Origin of the sequence: Mixta hanseatica (assembly GCF_023517775.1) — a bacterium.
Classification (GTDB): domain Bacteria; phylum Pseudomonadota; class Gammaproteobacteria; order Enterobacterales; family Enterobacteriaceae; genus Mixta; species Mixta hanseatica.
In genome coordinates this window covers 1,305,435-1,328,436 of the sequence record NZ_CP082904.1, presented here as the reverse complement: position 1 = coordinate 1,328,436, position 23,002 = coordinate 1,305,435, and the positions used below count along the sequence as shown (strand labels likewise).

Below are 23,002 nucleotides of genomic sequence, written 5' to 3'. Positions count from 1 at the left end.
GATGAGTGGTGGTCAGGAGTAAATCAGATCGCTGTATTCCGCGAGATTTAGCGAGGTAGTGCCATTACTGTTTGGTTTCTTCTCACTGATTATCCAGCGAGTGGAATCAAGCTCTTCAGTTGTTGCGATGACATAGCGCGAAGGGGACTGAACGTTGTAACCGTCAAAAATATTCAGATCAATATCGGGTATTGCTGCAGTGAAGCCAAAAGCAGTATCTGACCGCGGGCTGGCCGGATAACGGGCCGTCGGGTTACCCTGACTGTCAGTAACCACAACGAACATTGAGCCAGAGAAGTTGATGCGCTCACTGGTTTCAAAGTCATTACCATTTCGAGAAACGATATACCCCGCCTGCTGGTTGGTGTCGTAGGTGTCCGGTATCTGAACCATATCCCCTACATTCACCCACTCCCCGTCAGCCAGAGCAGTAATACCCATGCTCATGCGTGAATATATCAGGCGCCGGCACTCTTTCTTTGCCCGGTAATCAGCCTGAAACGCATCACGGATATACATCATCTCAAACTTCTTCGCTTTAACCGGTTCACCCAGCTCAATCTGGTTGTTCCTGATGCGGTAGCGAACAAATGCCTGTTTATTTGTGGTCGGGTTGCGGTACTGGACTTCAACACCGTCATATCCGCCAGGCAGCGTCATGTCGTAGCTTAGGGAGTAACCAGTCTCAACCGTGTTTGACCGGTTGAAAACCGTCGCCGGCCGGTCCCGTTTTTTATCCAGGGTGAATGAGAGCACCCCATCATCCCAGAACACGCTCACCCCTGCCGCATCACAGATGGTTTCCATACGCTGACCGAGTGAGACATCTTCATCATCAAAGGTGTAATCGAAATACCCCAGCCGCTCATCAATAGCATCCAGCTCTGCCTGTATCTGGTAGAGACCGTAAATATCAATCGAGGATTCTGCCTGCCCACCAATGACGAGCCAGTTGTGCAGCGCGATATCAGCAAACTTTCGTGACGGCCGGATGGTGTAATCCACCTTTTGGGTTGTCAGGTTATAGCTGATAACGTGCCGGTTAATGAGGGCGTTATATTTACGCTCCCGGGCACTGGTTGCGTTCTCTGTCTGCCTTACCGTAACCCTGACTATCGTGTCATTCCTGTACGACACGCCAGTACGGACGTTCACCGCATGGATTGCTTCAACCTTCAGCTGACTGGCGTCACTGCTGTTGTCAGTGCGCTGGAAGTTGATTGCATAGCGTCCGTAACCACCTTTGGGCGTTATTTTGTCCGTTCGATAAAAGGTTTCACTGGTTGAGTCGTGAGGCGTTGTCTGGCGGTACGTGAACGTCTGGGTGGTTCCGGGCACCTGCGCATTATCATCATCAACGCGCCACAGGGTAACCTTCCAGTTCGTCTCGCTGTTGCCGCCCAGCCCTGACTGAGTATGCAGCCATAGCTGACTTGACGGAACCGGAGAGAAGAACGGGCCCACGACCAGCGCCTCGTTATCGTTGAGGACGAATTTAGTGTTGTTGATGGTAGCGGTTGTGACATACGAGGCGCCGGAGCCATTAATATTGCCCAGCACAAAGTTGTAGTAATAGACCGGACTGGTCACTGAGCCATTATCGGTTTGCGTTGCCGATGTCAGAACGCCTGAAAGCGTAAAGTCTTTCGTTACGTTGCCGGAAGCCGTGGGGTATGTCAGGTTCACCACGAACGTTACCGCATGTGGCAATGCCAGCCCCATGAAGTAATCAAACTCGGTCTGTTTGACTATCTTCATGAGTATCTGGCCGCCTGAGTATTTTCCGCTGATAACTGTTTTCGCCGATGCGCTTTCTATAGGGAAATCGCCGGATTCGTTCTGCCCGGGTACTTCCTGCCCGTCCACATCATCAAACTGGTATCCCTCATTTACGGTCCCGATCGCCTGCCCCGGGTTGTAAATTGAGAATGAGGCGCCGGCCATCGAGCCAAGGTTGGACTCTGAATAGCGAACCGAGCTGACCGTATAATACCCGAGGCCGAAATTCATGTACTCGGTGATGTACTTCAGGTTGTTCGTGTACTCGAAAAGAGACTCCTGAATCAGGTCAGGAAAGGCGCGAATAAGACCAAAGTTATCCGGCTTTGCCTCACCGTTACGCGCCAGGTTGGTCTGGCCCTTCAGGCTGTTGTTTGGCGAGGTTTTGCTTTGCCCTATGCTTCCAGCAGATGGCTGCTTAATCAGCCCTGACATGATTTTCTGCGTGAATTTTATCGGGTTGAGGTGCTCAAGCGGGTTGAGGATGGTTTTAACAAGGTCGCCGCTTTTTGGCTGGTCAAAAATGATAATCCGGTCATCATTTTGTACAGGAAAGGCCAGTTCATCATCGTCCTGTAGCTCCCTGCCATTTACGTTAATCCGCACCTCATTATGCAGATTCTGACCCTCAAGCCAGTCGCTGAATATCTGTCCCGGCGCCACAAATTCCCTTTCCTTCGGCAGGCCGGGAACGCGCTGAATCTGGATTATCGGCATAATAATAAAATTCCACCTTGGTAAATAACTTCTGGATGGTTCTGATGCTGTCTGCGCGGACATGCCCGCTTTCACCGCGGCTGTGCAATGCCCGACCGCCAACTATCAGTCCAACGTGTACGGGCTGTGATCCGTACCAGGCAATGAATATGCCGTCTTCGGCTATCACATCCGAAAGAGACCAGTACACAACCTCACTGGAGAAACACGTCAGGAAATCAGCGCCGGCTTCGTAATCAGGTGCATGATGAATCTCAATGCCGAGAACGTGCCGGTAATAGAGGACGACTAATGCCCAGCAATCCATCTCATCAAACGAGCAGGCGCGGTCAGCCCACGGTACGCCCGTTACCATGTCGATAAATTCAGATTTAAGCATTCTGGAGTCCGGGGAATTCTTCAGGCGTATAGAGGCGCCCAACGTTGTTGTTGAGTGGGTTTTTCAGCGTCAGCGTAACAGTGACATCATTCTGGTCCATGCTCACGTCATTAACATAGAGCGTCCAGGGCTTTAGTGGCGTGCTTGTATCAGCAGAGTCGAAGCGCTGATAAGTAACCGATATTGGCGTGATTCGTGCCGCACCCTTCCATTTCTTCAGCTGCTGCTTGAAATCCTGCGCGAGCCGGCTGAATTTTACCGTGCAGTCGATAACAGGGGTGCTGCTCTGCTGGCTTTCGCTGATTTCCATCCTGCATGGGGTATAAACCTGCCCGGCAAATGTCTTGGGAAATATCTGCATATTCACAAGGCGGATATAACCGAACACTTCACTGTAAAAAGTCAGGGTGTCATATAACACCCTGTTCGGCCGGCGGCTCTTGTATTCGCGGAAAGAAGGCATCAGCTCACCTCTGGCAATATCTCTGTGACAATTTCGTCAAGCCAGCTGGCCCATGGCGGCGGCAACTCAACAATAATATCGTCAAAGTCGTCATCAGAGTTTTTAAGCTCACGGGCAATGACGTTTCCGGTCCAGGTGAACACCCCGCCGGTCTGGTTCCATGTGGGCCATGCAGTGAAGTGCAACTCCTGCAGCTCAATCCCCGTCACACCCGTGCCCGTACCCAGCGGCATGCTGAACCACTGGTTACAGTTATCAAGGTAATTCGGGCTCCTGAGCCACTGCATGAATGCCCTGTGCTGGTCACGGTTGAATATCCATGTCAGGGAGAACGAGGTTTTCAGGTCATCAGTGAGCTTCTGGAATATCGGGGCGCCGACCTGCGGCTGGTCAGTGCGGAACCCCGTATCTGTGGTTGGGTTTTTGCTCGACTTCTGCGCAAGCGGAAGCCAGTCGGGATAAGCGATTGCCATTTTATCCTCTCGCCTTACGTGGCGCCTGATGGTTGCTGGAAATGGCCTGGCTAATCGGGCCTCCCTGATTAAGGTCTGCGACAATCACATCAACGGTAATGCCGTTTCCGGTGTCGTTTGCCTGCGCATCCACGGTTGAGTTTGTGTAGTTCTGGATGTTGATAACCACACCGCCCCCAGATGCACCTCCCTGCAAGTCCTTATTGCTGATTACCGAACCGTTATCGCCGGGGATCATGTACTGACGCCCATTGCTGGCCTGATAGATTTCCGGTAATCCGCTCTCTCCAACCTGATAGAGGCCGCCTGCAGATACTGGACCGCCGTTCTTCCTCCCGCCACCATAGCTAATACCGCCAATTGCGCTAATAACCTGACCACCCGCGGCAGCGGCTGCTGCTACAGCCGGGATGTTAGCTGGCCATGGCAGGGCTAAAGCATTACCAATGGCTGTTTGCAGGTTAAGCAGCCCCTGAGCCACAGCAAACGCTTTAGCTGTTACGAACATGGCCTTATAAGCAGCGCTTGATTTTCCAGCCCCTTCACCTATTACCTGAGCGAGAGAATCAAAGGAACTGGATGTGGCTCCAAGTAGCATACTCATTGCCTGAGCGCTGTTATCAGCCTCTTCCTGAGCTATGCGAATACGCTCATTACTGGCCTGCTGTTGAATGGCTGTTTTGGCGTCTTCGTATAGCTGCGTGTTTTGTGTATCAAGCGCCTGGTACTGGGCAAGTGCTGCAAGTTTTTGCTGCTCTTCCTGATTTACCTTCGCTAACGGGTCTACGGCCTGCCCTGTTGCAGGGTCAATCTGTGTTTTCGCTCCTGTAATTTCCTGCTGAGCAAATTTTTGCCCCTGCTTAATCTGCGCCTGCTCTTTGAGTGCGTTATTCTGGTCCCATATTTTTGCGGCGTACTGGCCGGCCAGGTTTATCTGTTCCTGAGTGGCTTTATTACCAAGGCTTTGTTGCGCCTGAAGAATTGCCTGCTGGCGAGAAAGTTCACCGGTAGATTGCCCTGAAAGTTCAGCCTTCTGCCTCAGATTTTCCAGCTTCTGAGCTACACCATCTTCCGATTTGGCCATCCGATTTGCGGCTTGCTCTGCTTTCCTTTTCGCTTCAGCATCTGCCTCAGCTGCGGCAACCTGGCGACTTAAAGCCACAGCTTCTTTTTTCTGCTCATCTGTCAGGTCTTGTTGAGCGATCGCATACTCTACAGCTGCCTGCTTCCCTTGTTTGAGAGCAATCAGTTGCTGATTAAGGCCTTTGGTGAGGGAGTCAAAGTTTGCGGCTTGCGCCTCTGTTCGCATCCTGCCAATGCTGGCTTCAAGGTCTTTTACCGCCTGCTCGGCTTGGGCAGCAGAAGCGCCAGCTTTAGCCAGCTCATCACGGAAGTTTGCTAATGCCAGGCGACCTTCATCAGTAGTGCTTTTCATTGAAGCAAGGGACTGAGAAATGCGAGTTACATTGTCAGGCGTTGGATTCTTTGCGAGGTCGTTGAGTTGCTTAACGAGGGTAAATGCCGACTGCTCAGAAATATCAAACTTACTCGCCATCATATCGACGGTTGAAAGCAACGTTTGAGTGCTTGACCGAAAAGCCGTGCCAGCGCCTTCAGCCTGGCTGATTGCGTCCCTGAAATTATCGGTTTTGATATTCAGCGTATCGAGAGCATTGCCTGCGGCGGTCACGCTGGCCACGCCGCCGGAAAAGCTGCGCCACCATGAAGTCTGTTCTTCTGCAATGTTAGAGATCGCCTTCCTTGCGTTTTCTACTTCAGCGGCGTATTTAGCTACGGCCGCATCACGTAATTGCGTTGCCAGCGCGGCATTAGTGGCAGCAAGTCGGGCGTAGTCGTTTGACAGTGCAGCAACGCCCTGGCTGTTAATGACAACGACTTTGTTAAGCTCTTCTGCCGCCTCCTGCAGCTCTTTCATCTTATTGCTGCTGCTACCTAGCGCCGTCATGAGTACGCCAGCCAGAACGGAGCCCAGAGCAATGACAGCACCAAGAACAGCGCCGCCCGGGCCAAATGCTCCGGCTAATTGTGAACCCTGTTGACTGAAAGCAACAAGAGCGGACTGCCCGCCCTGCACCTGGACAATAAAGTCCTGAATTTGATAACCCGCTTGCTGGAAGCTTGTTTTGAATCGCCCGGATGAGTTGGATGCGTCGTTAACGGCTTTTGCTGTAGATGTGAGCTGCGTATCCAGCCCTTTAAATGTTTTACCGGCGCGATCAGCTACGCCTTCCAACTGGCCTATCGCCCTGTTTGCAGATTGGCTGCCCTGAATGAGGGGCGCAAGCTCCATATCCACTTCATAGACGATGCTGCCTACATTCTCTTGACCCGCCATTCAGCTTTCTCCGGACATAAAAAAACCCCGCCGGGGCGAGGTTGTGTTTGATGTTAATTATTAGGCTAATCAGCCCATCCTGATTTTGTATCAGTGTTCGATTCTGACAGCGTGTATTTCTCAACGACGTCATTTTTAAACAGGATTACAAGCTGCTTCAAATTAGTCTTGGATCCATTATGAAAAAGACCATAAAAAGGAATAAACGTTTTCCCGTCAACCTTTACCTTGGCCAGTGCGTAGGTCCAGATTTCATTGCCGCCATCCGTGAAACTGACGCCAGTTGGGTCACCGAAGGTTTGCCTGACCTGAGCCTTAGAGGTAACGCCATTCTGAATCTTGCTCTGAACACTCACCTGCGTTTCTTTTTCAAGAGAACGGTTACCAGAAGAGGCGCATCCAGCCATAATTACCGATAAAGCAGCGACTAAAATTATCTTTTTCAATTCCCTATCCCTAAAAGCAAAAAATATTCGGATTTATCCTAAAGGGAATCTTATGCAATGTGAAGCAAGAAACCATCACCCTGAGAATTCACGCGGCCCTTTTGAGCCTTTTCGCCTTCTTAGCCATGTACTCATCCGCCACTGCGTCATACTCTTCTCTGGTAAATCCTTTTTCATTCGGATACTTGCTCGCAAGGAGAAGGGTAAACTCCGTCATGCTAAGCTGCTCAGCTTCCTGACGACTCATTCCGAAGTGGTTGCGAGCGGCATTAATGTACTCGAAAGCATTAAATTCGGTCGTTGCCTTGCCTGTCTCGTGGCGCTGTAGCTGGCGTACTTTAGCCTTGCCGATAATGCCGTGGGTAATCAGCGACTGAGCAATCAGCACGATGTTTTGCATCGGGATAGCACCTTTGCGATACACCATGCCCCACTTGCCGCTTTTACCCGGCACCAGTTCACCTGTCAGCGCAGAAACATCCCGATCGCAACAGGCCTGCATGACGTTCATTGCAGCGTAAACCGCCTGCTTGGCGAATTGTGGTCGCCCCATGTAGCGAAGGAGCCATTCAGGGACTACTCCATACGTCATCAGCGCCTTTTGCAGTAGCGGTGTGACCTCATCGTTATGCAGATAATAGAATGCCTGCACAATCTCCTGCGGGTCGCCTATGCGTGTCATATTCAGAAACGAGGGGCGAAAGAAATAATCGTCATCGCCCACTGTAATCAGGCATTCGCCAATCTCTTTTACCGGGGTCATCATGCTCTCCGTAATCATTATCAAGGGCAGCCGTAACCGCCCTTTGGAATGGTTACGGAGCGGTCACGGTAACCGCGCAAGTGCCGGTAAAATTGCCGTCATTGGATTTGAAGGTAATCGTTGCACTTCCGGCTTCCACGCCGGTTACCAGACCGGTAGAGTTCACCGTTGCTTTGGTCGCATCAGAAGTTGTCCATGTGCCGGACTTATCCGTCGCGTCAGAAGGATTAACCGAGCCTGTTAACTGTCGTGTTGCACCGACAGCAAGTGAGGTAGTCGCCGGAGTCACCGTTACACCAGTAGCAGATACGGTTTCGTCAGTATCTTCAATCTGGAAAGTACTGGCGTCAGCCACTTTAAACTCAGTACTAAAGGTGACAATGTCATTACTACCACCATCAATACTGAAGGCGTTGATAACCATGTAACCCTGCAAGGTAACGGCGCCAAACTCCATGCGGACCCAAATGGTTGGCTGGCGTGCAGCCTGAATTTCAGTATTAAAGTACTTGAGCAGGCGAAACACACCGTACTGGTCCAGCCTGTCGTTTTGGCGCACTTCACCCTCGAATGAAATGGTCAGGTCCGCGTTGGTTACGATACTTTCCACATAGCCCTTAGTGTCGTCCGCATCTGAGGTAACCGAGTTTGGGCTCATATCGAAAGTTTTGGAAGTCCCGGCGGCCAGCGCTTTCCATTCTGATTCCTGCGGAACTGCATCAGCACAGCCATCTGCCACTTCCAAGACAATGGCGCGGCCAAATAGCTTTGTGTTATCCGTCTGGCAGATAGCCATAAGTGATATTCCTCTTTTTTAGGCAATAAAAAAGGCCGCCCTTAGGCAGCCTTCGCTGGTGATTTTTGGCCTAATTTCGACCGTGATTTTCGTGGTATCCGTACTTCTTCTCTGCGGCCACCCGGGCAGCTACCGCTTCTTCGAATGTATCGTAGTTGCCAATCCAGATGCGTTTCCCGCCTTCTTGTATAAAGCTACGATACTTTCCAGTATCCTTGCGCAAACACACACCCATATGACCACTGGTGTTAGTTCTTCGCATTTTTTGGTTACGCGAGTTCTTCTCGTTGGTAGATTCGACCAGGTTTAATATTCGGTTATCAGTACGATCTCCGTTATCATGATCAATTATCCCATCCGGGTATTTGCCATAATGAATGGCCCACGCTAGGCGATGAGCGAAATGAGACTGCCCGCATAAAGTTATCCAGATATAACCTCTTCCCATTACATTTCCGGCTACTTTTCCAGCGAATTTTTTATTAAAACCGCCATCCGCCCTCGATGAATGCAGGAAGTGGCTTTCAGGCCTTTTTTTCCATGTAAGAATGCCAGTCTCTGGATTGTAATCTAGGCACTCGCGCAGAAATGGGATAGGCAGTTCTTTATTTCTATCGATTTCCATTTAAACCCCACAGTAGGTTTCACAGATGATGGGTGCGCGGCAACAGAGTCTGTGTTCTCCGCTTTCGACTGGCCGGTCTAGCCGCGCCCAACCATTATACCTATTATTCCCCATACAAAACAGCGAACTGCAGGCGCCAGACAAGGCGACCTTCTGTTGTGAGTACCGGAGCAGGGATTCCGCCAATATTCTCGATGTGCCCGATGCAATCGTTAGGCGTGGGGAATTTCTGGACGTAATCGATGATGTCGCTAACCGCTTCTTCAGTGGCGCGAAAGTTATCGACCGGGCTGATTACATCGACCATGACGTAGTATTCAGAGCCAAGGTCATTACGAATCGCAGAGCCTCCGTTGGGGCGGAACACGATGAACCGATCGGCCTTATTGCTCGTATCGCGCCAGACCAGCATTTGCACTACAGAGTTATCGCAGAGGCCCGCAGCACCAAACAACTCGCGCACGCGTACATGCATCTGAGGCGTCACGGTGAATCCTCCATCATTATCACTTCAATGCTGCCTCGCAGGCGGCGCGAATAGATTTCATCCCGGCTGTTTTTATGCCGGCGAAGCGGCGATGGATGGTAAAGTAGTACGCCACGTGTGATATCAGCCCAGACCACTTGCTTTATCTCGTTGCCATTCACTAAGACCCGGCGACGACCAAGCCCATCTCCAACATAATGAAAGTTATGACGTGTCATAGCTCCATCTCCTTTTTGATGGTGCGATCGATAACATCCCGTGTATCTTCAAAGCCCTTAGTCAGGAACTCTTTCTGAGCAGTAGACCTCCTGAAGTTTTGCGGGATGTTGGGGTCGTGGACGTATGCGGCGTAGTTAGCTGAATAACCAACGCGGCCGGTCAGTCTGGTTCCGTTAGCGTTCAACTCGCGAAACTGGCTGTTAATCAGTGTGTTGGTATCAATGGGCGTGTACAGAGAAGCCTGAGATGAGCCGATAATTAGCGCACTCTGAATAGCTCTGGCAGCCTTGCGCCCCTGAATATCACCAATTAGCGCGTTAAGGTTCTGTTGAGCCTGGCGGACACCTTTAATCTTCACGCCCATATCACGCTCCCGTCAAAATTGCATAGTCATCTGCAATGCGCTCGAACGTATCGGCATAGCGGATAACCTGCATCACTTCATCAGCGCCGGCAGCAATAGGGTCAACCTCGGCGGACTCGCCAATCAGAATGTAATCGCCCTTTTTCGCCTCTGAGTACTCAGTCCAGTGCGTGTTTTTGATGTTCATCTCGATGCCGATAGCGCCGAGCCGGGCTGTTGCTGTGCTTCCGTAGTCGCACATAATGACTTCAGGCGGGGCGAATGACGTATCGCCATACTCATCCTGCCCTAGGCTTCGCCAGATTGTCGCCTTGGCAGTGTATGACCAAGAAGCTACTGATGACATAGCTATTCCCTCCAGGCGATTACAGACGGGTTTGCAGCAGCGATACGCGGGCAGTGAATCACCCACTTGCCGCCGCTGTTAACATATCCGGTGGCCTGCCGGCTGTCAGAGGTTTTTATCCAGACGCGAGCGAATGGCTTTGGCAGCCTGTTGTCGACACTTACCCATGCCATCAGCACCCCCCAATAACATCGAAGAAGCCGACTGAATTACCTGCGATCGGCACCCCACCCAGACAACCGTTGGTATCCCATGCCAGAATCTGCCTATAGAGATAGTCCGTGCCGGCGCTGTCGTAAGTGAACGACCGCGACGCGCCAGACGGTGCAGACTGAGATGAGATTTTACGTGCGCCGGACAGGGCCGCTAATCGCGCGGCTGCATAGATGAGCAAAAGTTTTTGCAGGCTTTCGGAGTAGCCCGCCCCGTCCATACAGGCAGAAGCAGCACTAACCTGGTCAATGAGCAACTGCAGCACAGCATCAGGAACCGTGAAGCCCAGCTCAGCCATCAGCGGTTTTACGTCTTCCAGCGTGATTTGGGCTGCCATGGTTACTTATCCTTTTTGGTTGCCGCTGCCAGAGCCGCTTCTGCATCGTCAGCGCGTTTCTTCTCTGCCGCCAGTGCGTCCGCATGCTCTTTTTCTTTCGCTTCTGTTTCGCTCTGCAGTTGCTTAACCTGCGTTAGCGCACTATCAAGCTGGGCCTGAAGCTCTGAGGTATCACTCTGGCTGCCAGAAGAAGGCGTAGCCACCTCAAACTGAAGCGCCTCGCCTTTCTCTTTAGTGGACTCCGCCCGGCCTGACCTAATCCACTTATCGGCGATGTCCTTATCAACGTCATAGACTTTACCGGCCTCCAGTTTCTGGAAACCGGCACCGGCGAAAAGGTTACTGCTCAGGATTTTCACAAGTGCCATTGTTCGCTCCTTAAGAGGCGTGGATTACGGAGTATTTGTTGTTGATGTCCTGCTTAACCATCAGGCCCATCGCACCCCATGTGCGCCAGACGTAATCGCTGTTGTAGAACGGGCGCGGGTCTGCGACGGTGCCAATGGCCTGTCCAACGATAGGAGCGATAACACCTGCAGTCAGTGGCACAATCAGAATTTCGTTACCTGACAGCTGCGCATCTTCTTTGATGGCGTCAATGCCGGACAGCTTCAGCAACTCTTCCAGCACGGTGCGGGTCGCGTTCACGTCGAAATAACGCTCGAGGTTCGACATGATTTCTGCAGAGACGTACCACGTCTGCGGTGCGTACTGGCTGTTGGTTACACGAACAACGTCACGCAGCGCAATTGCGTTAGTGCGCAGCGCTACCGGGTCGGTGCTGGTCGCAAAGTTAAAGGTCAGAGTTACCTGAGCAACACGCTCGTCAGCTTTCAGGCCTTTCCAGGTCAGGCCGTCGAACTGAACGTAGTTACCTTCAGAGTCACGGAAGCCATTGAACATGTAGTCAACATACTGACGCTGCACGTCTTCTACAGAGCCACGCTGCGCATCGGCCTGTGACTGGAGCGCTGACGGGCTGTTGAAAATCGGGTCGCGCCAGGTGAATTTGAAGCCGGAATCGTGGATAGGAACCATGGTGCCGTCGAAGGTATAAGACTTCGCATCCAGCGCTGCACCAATCTGCCCGCTCATTGAAGTGTGAGCCCAACCGCGCCCGCCGGTACGTGCATAGTCATAGCGAGATTGCTCGATGCGCACTGAGCGAGACAGCGGCATCAGGTCATTCAACAGGGTGAACTGAGTGGTCGATTCAAACTGCGCAAGGACGGTGGTATCGAAAGCGCGGTACAGGCGGCGGATATCGTCAACAGCGTTAGTTGCATCCAGGCGACCCGAATCCTCACGAATACCACGCACGCGACCGAGGAAGTCTGCCGCAGCTTGTGCGCCTTCCTGACGCGCTGCCTGCAGCTCAGCAAACTGAGCCTGATTTACCTCAAGGTTCCCGGTCTTTTCGCCGAGAGATTTAGAAAATACAAACATTCAGGCGCTCCTTACTTAATAACTACGCGCAGCAGGTCACCTGCAGCTGCCGTGTATGATTTGTCTTCTTCGACGTAGCAGCGAACTGCCTCGCCCTCTGCCGCAGCTTTAACGCGGCCGTTTGCAATGGATAGTGGCTGCCCTTTGGTATAGGTACCGGCAGCGGCGCGGACGTTCAGGAACATGCCCGGCAGCGGATGAATACCCACAACCATCTCACCGGCCGGGATGTCATCATCCACCGACAGGCAGCGCAGGTAGTCGTAGTTGGCGACATACAGAACTGCGTCCTCAGCTCCGTCTACAGATGCGGTGAACTTGCCTGCATCAAAGAAACCGACGGCGCCCGGAGCAGTTGCAGCGGCCGCAGCACCTTCGCGGTTCAGGAGAGGGTTCGGGAATACGCCACCGGCGTGAATTACGTGCTTTCCGTCTTTAGCCATTTTTTACTCCGGCATTTCGCTGATGGGTTGATTAGAGTTAGCCTGGCGGAATGAGCCATTCAGGCCGATAGAGGTCTGGCATTGTGCGTAGAGGCCATCCAGTGCGGCGCCGTCAAGGGCGTTTACTGCCGCTTCATCGAGGCCGAATTTCGCCTTAACAGCGGTGCGCTTCTCGGTCTTCTCTTTGTCGGCGTTAGCGTTGAACTGACTGTTCAGGGCAGAAACCTGCTCGGTCAGCAGCTTCGCCCACGCAGGCATTTCTTCGTGGTTATTGGCTTTCTCTTTGGCCGCCTTTTCTTCAGCCTCTTTCTTCTCGCGAGCGGCCTTTTCTTCCGGCGTCTCTTCTTTGCCAACTGCCTTTTCGGCGGCCATCTGGTTGTAAGCGTCCATCAGCTCGGCATCTGACTTACCTTCAGTCGGCTTACCAGCGGCTTTCAGCGCATTGATAATCAGGTCTTTCATCGGATTCTCTTCTCCGTTGGTTTTAATTTCGTACTCAGGTTGTTTGCGCACGACTTCTACGGGTTCGCCGACGAATTGGGCTGCGCCGTCATCGTCGATGAGGTACTTCTGTTTGAAATAGCGGGAGTCATCCCGGTAAACGAAGGTGTCCGGCCAGACCGATTCAGGACACAGCCAGTTGTCATCAGAGCGACCCTCACGCAGCTTTTCGCCGATAGCGCGCTGAATGTCGTCGAATGAGAAATTTGAGGCGTTGGTGAAGAAGAACTTCGTTTTGTTCAGCAGGCCTTCCTGCGTGCAGTTGGCTGCCGATGTCAGGTCTACGGTCGCGGTCTCAACCTCTTCAGTGGAGTTATCCGCATTAACGAAAATCCCCACGCCTTCATCTGGCGTTGCGGCGCCTGGCTCGTCCAGCAGAATGGCAACATGGTCAAAGCGCATGTTCCGCGCTACCCATGAGTAACTCTTGCCTTTCGACTTGCCTTTGTTCTGCTCACGACTCAGCAGCAGGCCGGTAGAAACATGGATAGGCTCTGCGCCTGAGTTAGCCTGCATCTCTTCAATGCGGGTCAGAACGCGCTTACCCTTCTCCGTGCCTTCTGCGTAACGCTTGTTGATTTTCATGTCCATGACGACGCGATCGCCGTCTTTGCGGACATTCTCGGCCCATGCGCCGATGTGGAATTTATTTACTGCTCGCGGGTTGCTGGCGCTGACGTACTCACCACCAATTTTCGGATGCCCGAGCGGCATCTGGTTACCTTCGAGCGTCTGGTACGACTTGTTAATCTCCGCCGCCGGATACAGGCCGCCATTCATCACAACGTCATCCACGACCGGCACGACGCCACGGATAACGATATGCTCGTCACCGTCGATGGTCTCTGTTGAAATGTTGGCAGCGTTGATGGCGAGGCTCTTTACATGAATACTCGAAAGTTTCACGTTGCTTCCTCTTTGTTAAATTACGGGCAATAAAAAAGGCCGCTATTTGCGACCTCTCTTTTGTTCTGTGCCTGCCCACTGCTGGCGCTCTTGTGCAAGCCGCTCAATCAGGCCGGGATTAACCACCTTTCCGTCATCATCGAGAATTACAGGTATCTGACTGCAATAGCACCGCCACCGGTTACCGTCTCGCGAATACCACTCCTCAACCTCTTCCGGCGTATATACCTTTCCATGCCGGGCAACATGCCATGTACGGGATGTTGGTTTGAGGGCTGACAGATGAAGCATCGCAGTGTTTAATCCCAGTCGGTCGCGTGACCACTCCGTCTCCTGCCGCTGAGCCTGCCTCAAAGCGCCAACCTGCTCCGTCTGCGCAATATTCTTGGCCGATGACATGGAAACATCGAGACGTTCGCTGACGATGCGGGCTGTTTCGCGTGGGTTGATACCGCGAGCCACCGCGTCAGTGATGACGTTAGCCAGGTCACCGCGCGCCTTATCGCTTACTGAGCGCCACTCGCTGTACGTGGAGACCTGCGTTGCTGCTATCTGGTTCAGGTATCCCGGAGAAGTCAGAAGCTGCGCCAGAGAGGTTTGCTGCTCGTATATGACCGACTGTACCGACAGATTTGTGAAAGCCTGCTGCGTGCCGCGCTCATACTCGTCAGTGATGTATGTCATGGCCCACAGGTTTTGCTCACCACCGTCAAGCAGATGCCTGTCGAGAATGCCTTGCACCGACTCAAGCAGCCGGGACAATGCGCGAGCAGAGAGGTCGTAGATATACCGGCCAATGTTAACCTGATAGAACACCTGACCATGCACCGCGTAGCCTGACTGGCTGTTAGCCTCAACCTCCCGGCCAATAAGCTGCTCGTCGAATAGGTGCCGCAAATCCACCTTAATCTGGTAGTAGCGGCTTTCTATGTCGCGGAACATCCGGTTAACCGGTCGGGAGGATTGCGCGGGGTCGGCTTTATTGCGTGGAATTATCGGGGTTCCGATTCGAACCTTCGCTGTCTTTATCATCTGTCAGCGGGTCCTTATTGGTTGTTTTATTATCCGGGTTAGGAGGTTCTTCAGTCTTGAATGGCTCAAGCTCACCTGCTGCACGAATCTCGTTAGGCTCGATGGCTGGCGTGCCGTATGCCTGTTGCGTTTTCTGAGCCACGTCAGCAAGCGCCTGCATGTTGGCAATCTTATCTTTCTCGCTCGGAGCCAGAAGGTCAGACCATGCCAGCGTAACCCCTCCGGATGAAGGTGCATCAATGACGCCGACAGTCCACATTCGCTCAATTACGGCTTTCACGAATGAGGTCATAAACCCGAACCGGCGTCCGTTACATCGCTTAGCCCAGTCAGCCTTATCCTCATCAGATGCCAGGCGCCCGGTCTGCTGACCGAACAAGATGGTAAATGGAATCTGGATTGAGGCAGCGAATTCGTTAGCTGTAACAGTCCAGGTTGGCGAGGGGTCAGCTGGAGCCACCGAAAGCACAGAGGCTTGTCCAGCCTGCATAACCAGAGCGGAGTCAGTGCCGCTATTCATGCGCCTGATTTTATCGTTCAGCGCATCACCCAAATCTTTAAATCCGGCGTCTTTGGCCTGACTCATCAATGTCTGGAGGTCAGTTTCCTTATCGAAAGCGATGCCCAGCTGACGGCTGGCGTTCTTCAGGAAGCCCTCAGCGCTACCGCCGGAAACCTTCTCAAGGTCGAGCAGCTTGTTGTAGCCTGCGCGAAGCAGAGGAATGCCAGCGAGCATATTCTCGTCTTCAGAGCCTTCGCTAAGAATGATGATGCGCTCAGGGTGAACCTCAACGCTGCGCACCGACCCATATGTCCCGTCGTCGCCAATTGGTTGCTCGTTGAAGTTGTACTTCACTGGCTGGCCGTAGGTCTCAGATTGCGTGTCAGTATCGAAATTGCCAGGTTTAACCTGCGCTTCCCAGGCAGGGATGAATCGCACGATTGCCTTATCTTTCAGGCGCCCCACGACATTGCGATCAACTGGCTCCCACCATGGACAGCCATCACGAAACTGAATCAGCAGCGCTGAATATCGGCCAACCAGATTTCGACGGTCAGCATCTTTCAGCTTCGGCCAGTGGCGATTTAGTAGCTTGGTTACTGAAGCTTCCCACTGGTTTGTTTCGTCCGCCTCCTGATTCTCATCGCCATCGATGATGGTTGGACGGTCAGCCCAGCAGGAATCCAGAAGCTTATGCACCGCAGCATGTGCCACGGCGTTTCGCTCATAAGCCCGGTAGTAACGGTCGAATTCGAGATTATCCGGGTAGCCGAACTCATCCCAAAGTTTCGTCCGCTTCGTGTTGCCAGGCTGTCCGGCATACAGCATGCGCTGCCGCCCTATCGCATCAGCAAGGGCGTTCACGAGGAATGAAACCTCGCTATTGTTTTCACTCACTGTTGCTCCTTAAAAGAAGATGGCGCCGGAGGATTTGCGCTTGATGTGTCCGTCAAGGCTGTAGCGGATCGCATCCCATGTGTGCTCATCACCATCTGCCAGTTTCGGCAGAACCTCTCCAGTGATGCGGTCGGTTTTGTATGACCACAGCCGGGCTTCTCTGGCGACATTTTTACAGCGGGGATGGATAACTATTTCATCAAAACCGCGCAGGTGGCTTATACCGTCCTCTACGCTGCCCTGCCATTTGCTTGCGGCTGAGATATTGAATCCTTGCCTACGCAAATAGCTGATTGTTTCTGGTCGCGCAGAGTCAGCCTTGATAGGCCACTCGCGGCTGCCGGGGATTTTGTCGTAGAACGCTGGCATATGATCGAGTTCAACACCCTCACCGTATGCCTCGTATTCGATATAAAGCGTATTGCCGATGATGAAATCGCGGATAAGCGTGTTCGGGTCTTTAGCGAAGCCAAAGTCAGCACCGAAGAATAAGCGCTCAGCCTCTTTCCACAGTTCATCCGAGAATTCAGCGACACGATATTTGCCGGCCAGAACCTGCTTATCGGAGTTTTCAAGATAAGCCCCTTCCCATACCCATGCATAGGTAGCCGGGTCAAGACGCCGCTGGTCGTTCTGTCGTTCACCTTCCAGCACATCGGGGAACCATGGATTATCCGTGTAGTTCATTTCGACAGTGATGCAGTCGTCACCAGCCTCTTTGCGGAACCGCTTGTCAGTGGCGCTGCCATCTCTTTCAGGGTTCCATGTCACCCAAATCTCTGAGCCTTCTTCACGAACCGTAGGGCTGAGCTTCTGCCACGCTGTTTCACTGACTGATTCGGCCTCATCGACCCAGCACAGAAGAATGCGTGCTTTCGACTTAATGCTGTCGAGGTTATGGCGCAGGCCGCAGAATACGTAGCTGACGCTTTTATCAATGGTGCGGATATATTTCTCACCGATATCAAAATTGGCGGCCAGCCATGGTACAGACATGATTGCCTGCTTCACTTCCTGCATGCTCGACTCTTCAAGCGAGTTCATGAACTCACGAGCGCAAAGCACTACGCCGCTTTCACCATTCATCATGGCCTGATATGCCTTTACGGCAGTCATCAGTGCGAATGTGCGCGTCTTGGCGCTACCACGCCCGCCATGTGAGCAGCGATAACGCTTATTGGTAGCAGTGAACAACGGAGCGAGTTTGGCAGGAATCGGAAGCTGGACAGATTCACTCATGCTTTGGCTCTACAGGTAGAAGCTGGATAGTGGTTGGCTTTGGCGTCATGCTGCCATCAGATGATTTGTGGTCGATTTCCTGACTGACTTTGTCGCCGTACTTCTTCGGGTTCATGCGAGCCAAAGCCCACTTGCGAGTATCGATGCGCAGACGGGCCTTACCTACCGCCGCGGCCTCTTCGGCAACGTTATCGGCTATGTCGAACATCTCTTCGAAGATTGCGTCGGCGCGCGTCTCTGTGGCTTTCGCGTATTGGTCGCGAAATTCTTCATGCTGAGCAAGCCAACGAAAGACCGTAGACTTGTTCGGCATGCCTGGGCGCTCACATACCTTGCGCAGGCTTTCACCATCGGCAAGCAGTGAACAGATGTCAGCAGCCACCTCTGGTAGATAATCAGAAGGGCGGCCAGCGTTAGAATTGGTCGCCATAACTATTCCTTACTCTGTTGTCTCTTCAGCCGAATCTGTTTCATCGGCCGGCGCTGATTGTTCGGTTTCAGTCTCTGGCTTGGGCTCTGGCTCGACCTCTTTAAGCGGCTCCGGCACATACTCCATCTTCAGCACGTCATCAGGTGCCAGATATACCCAGGCGCCATCTTCACGAGCAACGCCGATGAAGCCATTAACCATTTCCGGCTGCGAACGGTTCATCAGGCCTTCATGCGTTTCGCCTGACTTAGTGGTTACTGTAATGCGGTAGGTGTCAGCCATGTTTACTCCAATAAAAAACCGCCCGGAGGCGGCTTAGCATGATTCAGAATTTATCTCCTGACTCAGGTGCTTTATGTGGATCGTCTTTACCTTCACCTTTTTCATCTGGATTAGGCGAGACTGGTTTAGGGTCATAGTCAGGGTGATCTCCTTCGACCGGACGCTCAGACATGAATCCTCCTTTTTTATGAGACACGTTACAAAGTGTAGGAGGTAGTTCAGGCGCACGTCCAGCAGCGGACAAAGAGCCGTTGTGAAATAGGCTCTCAATAACTCATTGATATTTTCGATAACGCAGTTTTGCGCCGCCCATTAACTGGCAATATCCAGCGTCAACTGAAGCTGCTCACGCCAGAATTCCACATTAGCCTCAATGGCTGGCTTATCCCATCGCCAGCGAGCCATCTCTCTTGCCCCGTTACTGGCTTTGGATTTCCGGTCATCGCGAATACGGCAAGCTTGCTCAAACTTCTGTTGCTCAGTCAGTTCGCCACGAAGCAGGCTATCAATGTGCAGGTCGCACCAGACCGCAAAGCGAGCATCACACCAACGAGCAAAAGCCACAGAAAGCTTCGGATGAAGCCATGTTCCGCCGCCCCGATCCTTTCTTGCCTTGCTTGTTTTTACATACCTCGATTGTGAGGGATGTAAAATTTGCGAATCTGCACCAGTTAATGCTTCATCTAATGCACGGATGTATTCCAGCGTTTCAGCCAGGCGCATCCAGTTATCGATACGCTTACCAAATCGCTCAGCGACACCTGTTACGTTGACCCAGCCTTCGGTATTGAATCGAATAGCTTCACCTTTGTAGTTCAATGGGACAATATTCATTGCGTCTTACCTTTTAGTGAATAAGCCTCGTTGCCCAGATAACCGCCCACAGAGAAGCCGCCGCTTATAACGGTTATCTCCGAAGCTGATTCCTGAAAGGCTCTGTGTTGTTAAATGCGCCGGGCATGGCGCGGTTTATTGCGGGCATAAAAAAGCCCCGCGTTATGCGAGGCTGATGTCGCTCTGTTACTGAAGGTGAATCTTCTTGGGGTTTGTCACTGCGATCTGGAGGTGTCGATTTTCCGTATAGCTGCCCGGTCAATGTTGCACTGACCAATCACGCCATACAGTTCTGCATTCAGCTCAACGCTTTCGCCAAATGTAAGGCTATCGGGCACCGACGGAACATCAATGGGGCTGGTAAGCTCCGCCGGCAGGCTGATTTGCGGACTTTTTATCGCCCTGTACTCCACTTGCGGACTTTGCTGCTTCGCGCAGCCGGTCAACAGCATTGCTGTCAACAGGAGCGACAGCGCACTTGTCCGCCGCCAGATAGCGCTTGATTTCATTCTGGAGCTTCCTGTTTTGCTGTGCTGTTAAAGCCCGTTGCTCAGTGACCTGAGACATGACGGCGTTTTGCTGATTTACTGCAGTGACCAGAGCATCAACGCTGGATGCCAGGTCATCATTTTTCGATCGCAGGTCGTTTATTTGTTCGTCTTTACTGTTTGCCAGCTTTTCCAGCCTGTCGTTAGTTGCCATCAGCTGGCCATTGCGGGCATTCAATCCCCACAACGCAATGCAGACGAGGCCGATAATGATGATGTGTGAGTAATTTCGGATGAAGCTGATTACGTTGAGCATAGAATCCCCTTAGCCTTTGTGAGGCGGGATTTCCTGTCATCTAAACCGTTAGTGCCACCGTTAATGATTCTGGTGATGCGGGTAACATCATCAGAATCAGCAAGTTCATTTAATCCGTGATTCTTCCACCATGCCGCAGCCGATTCGGCAGCCAGCTTGTATCCGGTCAACAGGTCAGGGTTGCCAACCACGTCAGCACCGAGCTGTTCTACCAGAGCGGCATAGTTAGCCTTACCGGTAATCTGAATCAGTCCACGCCCGCGATAGCGATAGCCGTCACCTGATTCGATATCGCCATTGCCGTTCCGGTTCGCGTAAATGATGCTCGCGATCATCTTCTGGTCGGCAGCGTGAAGCTCGTTGCGTCCGTACTTCTTGGCCTGTGCCGGGGTAATGCGCTTACTGAACATGGAAAGCAAAGCGCTTTCGCTATAGTTCAGTCCCTCTTCCACCTTGCGGAAGCCAGAAGATTCATGGCCGGTCTGTGCAATGAAATGAGCCTGACGCAGCGGCGTGTTAATGCCGTATTTGCTCATCGCCATTGCAATGTTTGTGTACCAGGCATCGCGCAGAACATCACTGACGCCGGCAGCTCTTTGAAACTCACTGGCTGTTAACATCACTGTCTCCAAATCGTTTATCAATCTGGCGCCGGATTTTCGACGAGATGTAATCCACACCAAGGAAGCCAAGGAAAACAGCAGCAACGCGAGTCGTGTCTTCACTGAAGTTCCAGTTAAATACAGAGCCAATCACCTGCAGCGTTGGCTGAAGGAAGAAAGCAAAGAAGCTGCACATCGCCGCATCGAGAAGACGACGAGGCCACGGCTCTTTACCGAGATATGTCGCGCGGAGGAGAGCCATTACGCCCGCAAGGCCTGCATAACCGGATTCGTTTCTGTGGGCATAGAGCCAGGCTATAAGGCTTGCCCAGAACCCAGGATCTTTTTCGGGCATACGTTTCATCTCCACCTCCCGCCTTCGGGGTGGCTGTGTGTCATTGTTGAAAGGAATAAAATGCGCATCGACGACAAGGATCACGAGGAGTGTGGTAAGGGATTCGTCGTGCGCAAAAACGAAAAAACCAGCTCTTTGGCTGGTCTTTGTAAGTTGGAATTAGGTTGTGGTGTCGGGTGCTTATTCCCGATGATGTGGTCAACAGAAGCCAGTATTCACCACAACGGAAAGAGCACTTAGCACCGGCCGGTGCGCCGCACTTTGTCGCAGCTGCATAAATGCCCTTGCCTGTTGCGCAGAAACAAAAAAGCCCAAGGCGTTAACCTCGGGCTTCTTGGTTCGCCCTTAACAACCGGGCGCAACTTCAACTGTTAGGAATCATACCCCCAACTTCGGGAAAAGTAAATAGCCAACGATAAATTAATGGGCTATTCCCTATTGCGCTATGAAGTTACTTTGTTTAATGCCGAGTTGGCCCATGACTCCTCTATTTCCAGCTTGCCAATTAACTGGTCATAGAACGGCTTGCAACTCTTCTTCCATGTGTCGATGCTGATTACGTCGGTAATTTCACAGGCGGCATTGTGCGCTTCAGTAGACGGAATGCGTTCAAACCCACGCCCGCCGCACCTCTTGCAGTCACCCATTACCGGCACGCCCTGCTTTTCAGTCTCCGCTTTCATCACTGCACGTCCACGGCCATTGCAATCGCGACACGCCGTTGAAACAACGCCTTTCCCGCCACACTGCTTGCACAGCACGCGCACAGTCTCTTTGACGTTTCTGGCATAACCGCCAGATAGTGGGGATTTCATCGTAAACACATCCGCCTCGATGAATCCTTTAGCCTGACAGCAGTCACACGGCTTGACGCTGGCGGCGCTGCGGCAATAATCCATGTAGGCATAAGTTGCGAGCGTTTGCATAACGGCTGGCTTAATATCACTTCTAAGCTTGCGTAAGGCGGCAACCTTATCGCAGGTACTCAACGCATATTCAGTTAACAGAGTAACGGCGCGTGCGGCGTCGTTCTCACTTACCCCAACCTTCCCCATGAAAGCTGCGTAGCCTAACGGAGCGCGGCTTTGTGTCATTCCCATAGCAGCCATGTAGTCAGTACCGGAAAGTGAATCAGAAGCTGTTGCAGGCGGCATTCCGGCAAAGCTTGCTGTCTTCGGGAAATGATATTTAACCGTTGCTTCTAAGCTCATGCTTGGCCCCCATAATCTTCGCTGTGTTTCGCAGGATTCGGTAATTGCACTCGAACATCCGACTTGTTTTGAACAGCCGCAACTTCAGCCATTTGTCTTTGAGGTATTCGGTCATGCTGCACACTCCATCTGACGTTTACGCAGCTTTTCGTAATGACGAGCCCGGCGCGTGAAGATGGCCTTCATTCGCTTCAGGTAGTCGATATCGAATTTGCGCGGTGTGTTGTCGTGTTCGAGTTTTTCGACGCGATCGGCGCCAATCTTCCCGATGAGGTTTATTCGGAACGGGATGAGGTTCCCGGACAGCTCGCGGTTGCAGCGAACACAGCCCGCGTGGATATTGAAAACGTTGTACCGAAGATGTGATGCCGAGCCGCGTGACCGGTAGTGACTTGCATCTACTGCCCCGCCCCGAACGCCGTAGTTAAGCGGTCTTCCACAGGCTATGCATGGCCTCCCATAGTCGCGCCAGAAGATATACCGATTAACGGCAATTTGAGCCTCTTTAGACCAGTCAGATTTTGTTTTGAGCTTTTCCCTGCGTATGCGTAATTCATCGCGCTGTAGCTTCTCCTGGCGCTTTCTGTTGCGTTCGGATAACTGGTTAGCGAGCTGGATGGCACATTTAGGGGAGCAAACTGTCTGGGTGGTGCTGCGGGGGATAAACTTCTCAGGGCAGATACGGCACTTCTTCGGCTTCGGCGCTTTGCCTTTAACCATGTCGTCTCCTGTTCTTTTTCGCCTTCCTGCGTGCG

31 protein-coding genes and 1 pseudogene are annotated in these 23,002 nt (G+C 52.3%); all 32 read right to left on the bottom strand.

Annotated elements, in window-relative coordinates; all coding sequences use genetic code 11:
- Positions 1-12: 12 nt before the first annotated feature.
- The 32 genes and pseudogenes from K6958_RS06420 to K6958_RS06280 all read right to left on the bottom strand — a co-directional run bounded on the left by K6958_RS06420 (position 13) and on the right by K6958_RS06280 (position 22,967).
- A complete protein-coding gene (locus K6958_RS06420; protein WP_249893881.1) occupies positions 13-2,496 on the bottom strand; it encodes a host specificity factor TipJ family phage tail protein in 2,484 nt (827 codons plus the stop codon).
- Positions 2,408-2,875: an NlpC/P60 family protein gene (locus K6958_RS06415; RefSeq protein ID WP_249893880.1), complete on the bottom strand. Its 468-nt coding sequence runs from the start codon at positions 2,873-2,875 to the stop codon at positions 2,408-2,410. Before K6958_RS06415 ends, K6958_RS06420 begins: the two co-directional genes overlap by 89 nt.
- Positions 2,868-3,338, bottom strand: a complete 471-nt coding sequence (locus tag K6958_RS06410; protein WP_249893879.1) for a DUF1833 family protein — start codon at positions 3,336-3,338, stop codon at positions 2,868-2,870. Before K6958_RS06410 ends, K6958_RS06415 begins: the two co-directional genes overlap by 8 nt.
- The gene (locus K6958_RS06405; protein WP_249893878.1) at positions 3,338-3,811 is read right to left on the bottom strand and encodes a hypothetical protein; all 474 of its coding nucleotides are present in this window, start codon (positions 3,809-3,811) and stop codon (positions 3,338-3,340) included. Before K6958_RS06405 ends, K6958_RS06410 begins: the two co-directional genes overlap by 1 nt.
- Before the next feature lies 1 nt (position 3,812).
- The gene (locus K6958_RS06400) at positions 3,813-6,167 is read right to left on the bottom strand and encodes a coiled-coil domain-containing protein (RefSeq protein WP_249893877.1); all 2,355 of its coding nucleotides are present in this window, start codon (positions 6,165-6,167) and stop codon (positions 3,813-3,815) included.
- Positions 6,168-6,232: 65 nt separating this feature from the next.
- Entirely contained in the window at positions 6,233-6,613 is a 381-nt protein-coding gene (locus K6958_RS06395) for an META domain-containing protein (RefSeq protein ID WP_249893876.1), read from the bottom strand.
- An 88-nt stretch (positions 6,614-6,701) separates the two neighbouring features.
- Positions 6,702-7,376, bottom strand: a complete 675-nt coding sequence (locus K6958_RS06390) for a DUF6246 family protein (RefSeq protein ID WP_249894607.1) — start codon at positions 7,374-7,376, stop codon at positions 6,702-6,704.
- Between the two features lie 52 nt (positions 7,377-7,428).
- Positions 7,429-8,172: an Ig-like domain-containing protein gene (locus tag K6958_RS06385; protein ID WP_249893875.1), complete on the bottom strand. Its 744-nt coding sequence runs from the start codon at positions 8,170-8,172 to the stop codon at positions 7,429-7,431.
- Positions 8,173-8,242: 70 nt separating this feature from the next.
- Positions 8,243-8,797, bottom strand: coding sequence for an HNH endonuclease signature motif containing protein (locus tag K6958_RS06380; protein ID WP_249893874.1), 555 nt, complete (start codon positions 8,795-8,797; stop codon positions 8,243-8,245).
- Positions 8,798-8,900: 103 nt separating this feature from the next.
- Entirely contained in the window at positions 8,901-9,284 is a 384-nt protein-coding gene (locus K6958_RS06375; RefSeq protein ID WP_249893873.1) for a phage tail termination protein, read from the bottom strand.
- Positions 9,281-9,502 carry a hypothetical protein gene (locus K6958_RS06370; RefSeq protein ID WP_249893872.1) on the bottom strand — a complete coding sequence of 74 codons (222 nt, stop codon included), beginning with the start codon at positions 9,500-9,502 and terminating at the stop codon, positions 9,281-9,283. Before K6958_RS06370 ends, K6958_RS06375 begins: the two co-directional genes overlap by 4 nt.
- Entirely contained in the window at positions 9,499-9,867 is a 369-nt protein-coding gene (locus K6958_RS06365; RefSeq protein ID WP_249893871.1) for an HK97 gp10 family phage protein, read from the bottom strand. The genes K6958_RS06370 and K6958_RS06365 overlap by 4 nt, the downstream gene beginning before the upstream one ends.
- A 1-nt stretch (position 9,868) precedes the next feature.
- Positions 9,869-10,213, bottom strand: coding sequence for a hypothetical protein (locus K6958_RS06360; RefSeq protein ID WP_249893870.1), 345 nt, complete (start codon positions 10,211-10,213; stop codon positions 9,869-9,871).
- Between the two features lie 172 nt (positions 10,214-10,385).
- A complete protein-coding gene (locus K6958_RS06355; protein WP_249893869.1) occupies positions 10,386-10,763 on the bottom strand; it encodes a DUF7370 family protein in 378 nt (125 codons plus the stop codon).
- 2 nt (positions 10,764-10,765) lie between these two features.
- Positions 10,766-11,131 carry a hypothetical protein gene (locus K6958_RS06350; protein ID WP_249893868.1) on the bottom strand — a complete coding sequence of 122 codons (366 nt, stop codon included), beginning with the start codon at positions 11,129-11,131 and terminating at the stop codon, positions 10,766-10,768.
- Between the two features lie 10 nt (positions 11,132-11,141).
- On the bottom strand, positions 11,142-12,209 hold the full coding sequence (locus K6958_RS06345) for a major capsid protein (protein WP_249893867.1): 1,068 nt from the start codon (positions 12,207-12,209) through the stop codon (positions 11,142-11,144).
- Positions 12,210-12,220: 11 nt separating this feature from the next.
- Positions 12,221-12,652: a hypothetical protein gene (locus tag K6958_RS06340; RefSeq protein ID WP_249893866.1), complete on the bottom strand. Its 432-nt coding sequence runs from the start codon at positions 12,650-12,652 to the stop codon at positions 12,221-12,223.
- A gap of 3 nt (positions 12,653-12,655) precedes the next feature.
- Positions 12,656-14,059 carry a DUF2213 domain-containing protein gene (locus K6958_RS06335; protein ID WP_249893865.1) on the bottom strand — a complete coding sequence of 468 codons (1,404 nt, stop codon included), beginning with the start codon at positions 14,057-14,059 and terminating at the stop codon, positions 12,656-12,658.
- 42 nt (positions 14,060-14,101) lie between these two features.
- Positions 14,102-15,091, bottom strand: a complete 990-nt coding sequence (locus K6958_RS06330; protein ID WP_249893864.1) for a phage minor head protein — start codon at positions 15,089-15,091, stop codon at positions 14,102-14,104.
- Positions 15,039-16,490, bottom strand: coding sequence for a DUF1073 domain-containing protein (locus tag K6958_RS06325; RefSeq protein ID WP_249893863.1), 1,452 nt, complete (start codon positions 16,488-16,490; stop codon positions 15,039-15,041). The genes K6958_RS06330 and K6958_RS06325 overlap by 53 nt, the downstream gene beginning before the upstream one ends.
- Before the next feature lie 9 nt (positions 16,491-16,499).
- On the bottom strand, positions 16,500-17,729 hold the full coding sequence (locus K6958_RS06320; RefSeq protein WP_249893862.1) for a PBSX family phage terminase large subunit: 1,230 nt from the start codon (positions 17,727-17,729) through the stop codon (positions 16,500-16,502).
- Entirely contained in the window at positions 17,722-18,159 is a 438-nt protein-coding gene (locus tag K6958_RS06315; RefSeq protein WP_249893861.1) for a terminase small subunit-like protein, read from the bottom strand. The genes K6958_RS06320 and K6958_RS06315 overlap by 8 nt, the downstream gene beginning before the upstream one ends.
- 96 nt (positions 18,160-18,255) lie before the next feature.
- Positions 18,256-18,441, bottom strand: a pseudogene (locus tag K6958_RS06310) (hypothetical protein); the annotation flags it as partial.
- A gap of 43 nt (positions 18,442-18,484) precedes the next feature.
- Entirely contained in the window at positions 18,485-18,613 is a 129-nt protein-coding gene (locus tag K6958_RS21130) for a hypothetical protein (RefSeq protein WP_255729652.1), read from the bottom strand.
- Between the two features lie 140 nt (positions 18,614-18,753).
- Positions 18,754-19,275, bottom strand: coding sequence for a KilA-N domain-containing protein (locus K6958_RS06305; RefSeq protein ID WP_249893859.1), 522 nt, complete (start codon positions 19,273-19,275; stop codon positions 18,754-18,756).
- Between the two features lie 215 nt (positions 19,276-19,490).
- Positions 19,491-19,727, bottom strand: a complete 237-nt coding sequence (lysC, locus tag K6958_RS21295) for an Rz1-like lysis system protein LysC (protein WP_434085192.1) — start codon at positions 19,725-19,727, stop codon at positions 19,491-19,493.
- On the bottom strand, positions 19,624-20,079 hold the full coding sequence (locus tag K6958_RS06300; protein ID WP_249893858.1) for a coiled-coil domain-containing protein: 456 nt from the start codon (positions 20,077-20,079) through the stop codon (positions 19,624-19,626). Before K6958_RS06300 ends, lysC begins: the two co-directional genes overlap by 104 nt.
- Positions 20,067-20,699 carry a glycoside hydrolase family 19 protein gene (locus K6958_RS06295; RefSeq protein WP_249893857.1) on the bottom strand — a complete coding sequence of 211 codons (633 nt, stop codon included), beginning with the start codon at positions 20,697-20,699 and terminating at the stop codon, positions 20,067-20,069. Before K6958_RS06295 ends, K6958_RS06300 begins: the two co-directional genes overlap by 13 nt.
- Positions 20,683-21,045, bottom strand: coding sequence for a phage holin, lambda family (locus K6958_RS06290; protein WP_245912280.1), 363 nt, complete (start codon positions 21,043-21,045; stop codon positions 20,683-20,685). The genes K6958_RS06295 and K6958_RS06290 overlap by 17 nt, the downstream gene beginning before the upstream one ends.
- Positions 21,046-21,479: 434 nt before the next feature.
- Positions 21,480-22,247 carry an antitermination protein gene (locus K6958_RS06285; protein WP_249893856.1) on the bottom strand — a complete coding sequence of 256 codons (768 nt, stop codon included), beginning with the start codon at positions 22,245-22,247 and terminating at the stop codon, positions 21,480-21,482.
- Positions 22,225-22,362, bottom strand: a complete 138-nt coding sequence (locus tag K6958_RS21240) for a YlcG family protein (protein ID WP_350355806.1) — start codon at positions 22,360-22,362, stop codon at positions 22,225-22,227. The genes K6958_RS06285 and K6958_RS21240 overlap by 23 nt, the downstream gene beginning before the upstream one ends.
- A complete protein-coding gene (locus K6958_RS06280) occupies positions 22,359-22,967 on the bottom strand; it encodes a recombination protein NinG (protein ID WP_249893855.1) in 609 nt (202 codons plus the stop codon). Before K6958_RS06280 ends, K6958_RS21240 begins: the two co-directional genes overlap by 4 nt.
- Positions 22,968-23,002: the final 35 nt, after the last annotated feature.

Bases quoted from the DNA above. Each gene is read 5' to 3' on its own strand.
- lysC (WP_434085192.1), bottom strand. From the start codon at position 19,727: ATGCTGTTGACCGGCTGCGCGAAGCAGCAAAGTCCGCAAGTGGAGTAC.
- K6958_RS06305 (WP_249893859.1), bottom strand. From the start codon at position 19,275: ATGAATATTGTCCCATTGAACTACAAAGGTGAAGCTATTCGATTCAAT.
- K6958_RS06280 (WP_249893855.1), bottom strand. From the start codon at position 22,967: ATGGTTAAAGGCAAAGCGCCGAAGCCGAAGAAGTGCCGTATCTGCCCT.
- K6958_RS06350 (WP_249893868.1), bottom strand. From the start codon at position 11,131: ATGGCACTTGTGAAAATCCTGAGCAGTAACCTTTTCGCCGGTGCCGGT.
- K6958_RS06355 (WP_249893869.1), bottom strand. From the start codon at position 10,763: ATGGCAGCCCAAATCACGCTGGAAGACGTAAAACCGCTGATGGCTGAG.
- K6958_RS06405 (WP_249893878.1), bottom strand. From the start codon at position 3,811: ATGGCAATCGCTTATCCCGACTGGCTTCCGCTTGCGCAGAAGTCGAGC.
- K6958_RS06400 (WP_249893877.1), bottom strand. From the start codon at position 6,167: ATGGCGGGTCAAGAGAATGTAGGCAGCATCGTCTATGAAGTGGATATG.
- K6958_RS06390 (WP_249894607.1), bottom strand. From the start codon at position 7,376: ATGACCCCGGTAAAAGAGATTGGCGAATGCCTGATTACAGTGGGCGAT.
- K6958_RS06340 (WP_249893866.1), bottom strand. From the start codon at position 12,652: ATGGCTAAAGACGGAAAGCACGTAATTCACGCCGGTGGCGTATTCCCG.
- K6958_RS06330 (WP_249893864.1), bottom strand. From the start codon at position 15,091: ATGATAAAGACAGCGAAGGTTCGAATCGGAACCCCGATAATTCCACGC.
- K6958_RS06300 (WP_249893858.1), bottom strand. From the start codon at position 20,079: ATGCTCAACGTAATCAGCTTCATCCGAAATTACTCACACATCATCATT.
- K6958_RS06380 (WP_249893874.1), bottom strand. From the start codon at position 8,797: ATGGAAATCGATAGAAATAAAGAACTGCCTATCCCATTTCTGCGCGAG.
- K6958_RS06410 (WP_249893879.1), bottom strand. From the start codon at position 3,338: ATGCCTTCTTTCCGCGAATACAAGAGCCGCCGGCCGAACAGGGTGTTA.
- K6958_RS06345 (WP_249893867.1), bottom strand. From the start codon at position 12,209: ATGTTTGTATTTTCTAAATCTCTCGGCGAAAAGACCGGGAACCTTGAG.
- K6958_RS06365 (WP_249893871.1), bottom strand. From the start codon at position 9,867: ATGGGCGTGAAGATTAAAGGTGTCCGCCAGGCTCAACAGAACCTTAAC.
- K6958_RS06320 (WP_249893862.1), bottom strand. From the start codon at position 17,729: ATGAGTGAATCTGTCCAGCTTCCGATTCCTGCCAAACTCGCTCCGTTG.
- K6958_RS06285 (WP_249893856.1), bottom strand. From the start codon at position 22,247: ATGAGCTTAGAAGCAACGGTTAAATATCATTTCCCGAAGACAGCAAGC.
- K6958_RS06385 (WP_249893875.1), bottom strand. From the start codon at position 8,172: ATGGCTATCTGCCAGACGGATAACACAAAGCTATTTGGCCGCGCCATT.
- K6958_RS06370 (WP_249893872.1), bottom strand. From the start codon at position 9,502: ATGACACGTCATAACTTTCATTATGTTGGAGATGGGCTTGGTCGTCGC.
- K6958_RS06415 (WP_249893880.1), bottom strand. From the start codon at position 2,875: ATGCTTAAATCTGAATTTATCGACATGGTAACGGGCGTACCGTGGGCT.
- K6958_RS06420 (WP_249893881.1), bottom strand. From the start codon at position 2,496: ATGCCGATAATCCAGATTCAGCGCGTTCCCGGCCTGCCGAAGGAAAGG.
- K6958_RS06360 (WP_249893870.1), bottom strand. From the start codon at position 10,213: ATGTCATCAGTAGCTTCTTGGTCATACACTGCCAAGGCGACAATCTGG.
- K6958_RS21240 (WP_350355806.1), bottom strand. From the start codon at position 22,362: ATGACCGAATACCTCAAAGACAAATGGCTGAAGTTGCGGCTGTTCAAA.
- K6958_RS06315 (WP_249893861.1), bottom strand. From the start codon at position 18,159: ATGGCGACCAATTCTAACGCTGGCCGCCCTTCTGATTATCTACCAGAG.
- K6958_RS06290 (WP_245912280.1), bottom strand. From the start codon at position 21,045: ATGAAACGTATGCCCGAAAAAGATCCTGGGTTCTGGGCAAGCCTTATA.
- K6958_RS06295 (WP_249893857.1), bottom strand. From the start codon at position 20,699: ATGTTAACAGCCAGTGAGTTTCAAAGAGCTGCCGGCGTCAGTGATGTT.
- K6958_RS21130 (WP_255729652.1), bottom strand. From the start codon at position 18,613: ATGTCTGAGCGTCCGGTCGAAGGAGATCACCCTGACTATGACCCTAAA.